4 protein-coding genes are annotated in these 5,113 nt (G+C 48.9%); all 4 read left to right on the top strand.

Annotated elements, in window-relative coordinates:
* Nucleotides 1–1,541: enoyl-CoA hydratase/isomerase family protein (locus tag C1T29_RS18770; protein ID WP_208945535.1), on the top strand; the 1,541-nt coding region annotated here is incomplete at its 5' end.
* Between the two features lie 12 nt (nucleotides 1,542–1,553).
* On the top strand, nucleotides 1,554–2,729 hold the full coding sequence (locus C1T29_RS18765; RefSeq protein WP_025809838.1) for an acetyl-CoA C-acetyltransferase: 1,176 nt from the start codon (nucleotides 1,554–1,556) through the stop codon (nucleotides 2,727–2,729).
* 19 nt (nucleotides 2,730–2,748) lie between these two features.
* The gene (locus C1T29_RS18760) at nucleotides 2,749–4,533 is read left to right on the top strand and encodes an acyl-CoA dehydrogenase family protein (RefSeq protein ID WP_035337669.1); all 1,785 of its coding nucleotides are present in this window, start codon (nucleotides 2,749–2,751) and stop codon (nucleotides 4,531–4,533) included.
* A 115-nt stretch (nucleotides 4,534–4,648) separates the two neighbouring features.
* Nucleotides 4,649–5,005 carry an arsenate reductase family protein gene (locus C1T29_RS18755; RefSeq protein ID WP_020452880.1) on the top strand — a complete coding sequence of 119 codons (357 nt, stop codon included), beginning with the start codon at nucleotides 4,649–4,651 and terminating at the stop codon, nucleotides 5,003–5,005.
* Nucleotides 5,006–5,113: the final 108 nt, after the last annotated feature.

Raw genomic sequence — 5,113 nt, 5'->3', positions numbered from 1 at the left:
CTGAATTTATTGAACTAATGCTCGAAAAAGGCTGGAGCGGACGCAAAGCGAATCAAGGTTTTTACAAAAAAGAAGGAAAAGACAGCCTTGAGCTCGATCCGATGACGATGACCTACAGCAAACGCCAAACATTAAAAACATCGGGACTTGAAGCGGCCAAGCAAATGAAAGGCGCAGGAGCGAGATTGAAAGCGCTTATTTATTCAGATGACAGAGCGGGAAGCCTTCTTTGGAACATGACAGCTCCGACGCTTGTCTATTCGGCTGAGCTGACAGGGGAAATCGCTGACAGCATAACGGCGATTGATCAGGCGATGAAATGGGGGTTCGGCTGGTCGGAAGGTCCGTTTGAAATGTGGGACAGCATCGGTGTGAAAAACGCGGTGCAAAAGCTTGAAGCAGAGGGCTGGAAAGTCGCGGACTGGGTGAAGGAAATGCTCGCAAAAGGACATGAGACCTTCTACCTTAGAGAAAACGGAAAGACGTTCTGCTACTGTTTTGAAAGCGGCGAATACAGGGCGCTTCAAGAAAACAAGAGAACGATCCATTTGTCGTCACTCAAAGAAACAAAAGGCGTCATCAAGAAAAACAGCGGGGCAAGTTTGATCGATTTAGGCGATGATGTCGCACTGCTCGAATTTCATTCGAAAAGCAATGCAATCGGCCTCGACATCATCCAAATGCTCAAATTCGCTCTTGAGGAAGTAGATGCCAATTATAAAGGACTTGTGATCGGCAATCAGGGCAAAAATTTCTGCGTCGGAGCCAATCTTGCGATGATGCTGATGGAAGCCCAAGACGACAACTATATGGAAATTGACATGATCATCCGTCAGTTCCAGGAGACGATGATGAAAGTGAAATACAGTACCAAGCCGGTCGTCGCTGCTCCGTTCGGGATGACGCTTGGCGGGGGGACTGAGCTTTGTCTGCCTGCAGCCCGTGTTCAAGCTTCAAGTGAATCATACATGGGCCTCGTTGAAACAGGCGTCGGCCTGATTCCGGGCGGCGGAGGCAATAAAGAGCTTTATTTAAACTACTTGAAGGGGCTGCCTGAAGGCGTTAAACCGGATATCCAGGAGGCCGCCATCAAAACGTTTGAGACAATTGCTCTTGCAAAAACGTCGACTTCGGCTCAAGAAGCGAAAGAGCTGAACATCTTAACCGCAGAGGATCAAATCAGCATCAACCAGGATCACTTGTTATACGATGCTAAGAAACTCGTCCTGACACTTTCCGAAAGCGGCTACCGTCCGCCGGTGAAAAAGAAAGTTCCGGTGACAGGCGAAACCGGCTATGCGGCGCTCCTGCTCGGTGCGGAATCGTTAAAGCTGTCCGGCGCCATCTCTGAACACGACATGAAGATAGCGAAAAAGCTGGCGTTTGTCATCGCGGGCGGGAGGGTTCCGTTCGGCGCTGAAGTAACGGAAGAATACTTGCTCAATTTGGAAAGAGAAGCTTTCCTGAGCCTTGTGAGCGAACCGAAAACGCAGGCGAGAATGCAGCATATGCTTGTAAAAGGCAAACCTTTGCGTAATTAAGGAGGGAAAATAATGAAAGAGGCAGTTATTGTATCGGGAGCGAGAACCCCGATCGGAAAAGCAAAAAAAGGCTCATTGAGGACTGTCCGTCCCGATGATTTAGGCGCATATGCAGTGAGAGAGACGTTGAAAAGAGCTGGTGGTTATGAAGGGAATATCGATGATTTAATCATCGGCTGCGCTACGCCGGAAGCCGAACAAGGGTTGAATATGGCGCGCAATATCGGCGCGCTTGCCGGGCTGCCGCACACAGTTCCGGCCGTTACGATCAACAGATATTGTTCTTCAGGACTTCAATCGATCGCTTACGGGGCCGAAAAAATCATGCTTGGAGCTGCCGACACGGTCATTGCCGGCGGCGCTGAATCGATGAGCATCGTGCCGATGATGGGACATATCGTCAGACCGAACGCGGCGCTCGCGGAAACAGCTCCTGAATATTATATGGGAATGGGCCATACGGCTGAACAGGTTGCCGTTAAATACGGCGTTTCCAGGGATGATCAGGATGCATTTGCCGTCAGCAGCCATCAAAAAGCAGCCAAAGCGATCGCGGAAGGAAAGTTCGAAGATGAAATCGTCCCGGTGGACGTCACCGTCAGAGAAGTGGATGACCATCACAAGCTGAAGGAGCGGACGTTTACTTTCTCGGCCGATGAAGGTGTGCGCCCGGGGACAACGAAAGACGTTCTGTCAACGTTAAAACCGGCGTTTTCGGCGGACGGTTCTGTTACGGCAGGGAATTCATCGCAGACGAGCGACGGGGCGGCCGCAGTGATGATCATGGACAGAGAAAAAGCGGATGCGCTTGGGTTAAAGCCCCTCGCAAGGTTCCGTTCGTTCGCAGTCGGCGGCGTTCCGCCGGAGGTGATGGGCATCGGTCCTGTTGAAGCTGTTCCAAGGGCGCTGAAGATGGCGGGACTTGAGCTCTCTGATATCGGTTTATTCGAATTAAATGAAGCATTTGCATCACAAGCGATCCAGGTGATCAGGTCGCTTGGCATCGATGAAGAAAAAGTCAATGTCAACGGTGGAGCGATTGCGCTCGGACATCCGCTCGGCTGCACGGGCACAAAGCTCACGCTGACATTGATCCACGAAATGCGGCGGAGAAGCGAGCAATTCGGCGTTGTAACAATGTGTATCGGCGGAGGCATGGGAGCAGCAGGGGTATTCGAATTAGTTTAATCACAAGGGGGATGGAACAATGGAACAAACAAAAGACCATATGAAAAAAGGCGGAGCCTTTCTGATCGAAGAGGTGACGGCTGATCAGCTGTTTACACCGGAAGATTTCACAGATGAACATAAAATGATCGCCAAAACGACTGAAGATTATATTCTCGGAGATGTTTTGCCATACATCGACGAAATTGAAGAGCACAATTTCGATCACTCTGTCAGGCTCCTGAAAAAAGCTGGAGAACTCGGGCTTCTCGGTGCTGACGTTCCTGAAGAGTATGGCGGACTCGGGCTCGATAAAATCAGCTCGGCGCTGATTACCGAAAAATTCTCAAGAGCGGGAAGCTTTTCGTTATCGTACGGGGCGCACGTCGGGATCGGCACGCTTCCGATCGTATTTTTCGGAACCGAGGAGCAAAAGAAAAAGTATCTGCCGTCCCTTGCAACAGGGGAAAAATTTGCAGCCTATGCCTTAACAGAGCCTGGCTCCGGATCTGATGCATTAGGGGCAAAAACAACGGCCGTTTTGAATGAGGCGGGAACCCACTATATATTAAACGGTGAAAAGCAATGGATTACAAACTCAGCTTTTGCCGATGTTTTCATCGTCTACGCGAAAATAGACGGCGAACATTTTTCGGCCTTCATTGTGGAAAAAGATTACGAAGGTGTTTCCACAGGGCCTGAAGAGAAAAAAATGGGCATCAAAGGCTCTTCGACCCGTACGCTCATCTTAGACCAGGTTCAAGTTCCGAAAGAAAACCTTTTAGGCGAACCGGGAAAAGGGCATGTCATCGCCTTCAATATTTTAAATATCGGCCGCTATAAGCTTGCTGTCGGGACAATCGGCGCTTCCAAACGGGTCATCGAGCTGTCCGCTTCATACGCCAATCAGCGCCAGCAATTTAAGACGCCGATTTCAAAGTTCAGCTTAATCGGGGAAAAAATCGCCACTATGTCAGCCAGACTTTATGCGATGGAAAGCTCTGTTTATCGTACGGTCGGGCTGTTTGAAGACAAAATGGGCACCTTGAGCGAAGAAGAGCAAAAAGACGGGCGCCAGGTCGCGAAATCGATCGCTGAATATGCAATCGAATGCTCCCTTAACAAAGTATTTGGATCTGAAACGCTTGATTATATCGTTGATGAAGGCGTCCAAATCCACGGCGGCTACGGATTCATGCAGGAATACGAAGTGGAGCGGGCTTACCGCGATTCACGGATCAACCGGATTTTTGAAGGCACAAATGAAATCAACCGTCTCATCGTCCCGGGCACATACTTGAAAAAAGCGATGAAAGGCGAGCTTCCTCTGTTTGAGAAAGCGAAGGCGCTTCAGGAAGAACTGATGATGCTCATGCCTGAAGAACCAGGTGACGGCGTTTTGGAACAGGAAAAGTATCTGCTGAGAAACGCCAAAAAAATCGCGCTCATGATCGCGGGACTCGCCGCGCAAAAATATGGAAAAGCGCTCGACCAGGAGCAGGAAATCCTCGTGAATATCGCCGACATTGTCAGTCAGGTCTACGCCATGGAAGCAGCTATTTTGCGTACAGAAAAAGCCATCAAGGCAACCGGGGAAGACAAAAACGCCCAGAAAATTCTTTATACGCAGATTTTTGCACAAGTTGCCTTTCAGGAAATTGAAAGCCATGCCAAGGAATCGCTCATTGCGATGGAATCAGGTGATTCGCTGCGGATGATGCTGTCCGCGCTCCGCAAATTGACGCGCTTTACGCCTGTCAATGTCATTGAGAAAAAGCGCCAGGCAGCCAAGGGAGTCTTTGAAGCTGAGAAATATATCGTTTAAACGAAAAGCCCTGCTTAGGCGGGGTTTTTAGCTGTTATAGAATGGAGCACGGTTTTAGGTTTTTCATTCGATCTGTGTTAAAATTACCTCGATTAAATGAGAGGGGTGTGTATGTATGGCTTTGGATTTTTACTGGTATCCGAAATGCGGGACATGCCGTAAAGCGAAAAAATGGCTTGAAGACCATGGCAAAGAAATCAATGGGATACATATCGCAGAAGAGCCGCCAAGCAAGGAAAAACTGAAAGAGCTCTACGAGAAAAGCGGGCTTGAATTGAAGAAGTTTTTCAACACGAGCGGACAAAAATACCGTGAACTCGGCTTAAAAGACAAGCTGCAAAACATGTCTGAAGATGAGCAGCTGGAACTGCTGGCGTCGGACGGTATGCTGATCAAACGCCCGATTGCGACAGACGGCAGTAAAGTAACGGTCGGTTTTAAAGAAGATCAGTTTAAGACATACTGGTTATAACCCATCAAAATATGATATCTTCAATGTAGGATCGATTAAAACACTTTATGGAGGGGTTAGCATGAGCACACCGAAAGAGTTGCGTTATTCAGAAGAACCCGAATGTGT

The sequence above is a fragment of the Bacillus sp. MBGLi79 genome (assembly GCF_002953915.1).
Note: the sequence above shows the minus strand (reverse complement) of the source record. Positions and strands in the feature narration are given on the sequence as shown.

Excerpts from the sequence above, each read along its gene's own strand:
- C1T29_RS18765 (WP_025809838.1), top strand. The coding sequence starts at position 1,554 with ATGAAAGAGGCAGTTATTGTATCGGGAGCGAGAACCCCGATCGGAAAA.
- C1T29_RS18760 (WP_035337669.1), top strand. The coding sequence starts at position 2,749 with ATGGAACAAACAAAAGACCATATGAAAAAAGGCGGAGCCTTTCTGATC.
- C1T29_RS18755 (WP_020452880.1), top strand. The coding sequence starts at position 4,649 with ATGGCTTTGGATTTTTACTGGTATCCGAAATGCGGGACATGCCGTAAA.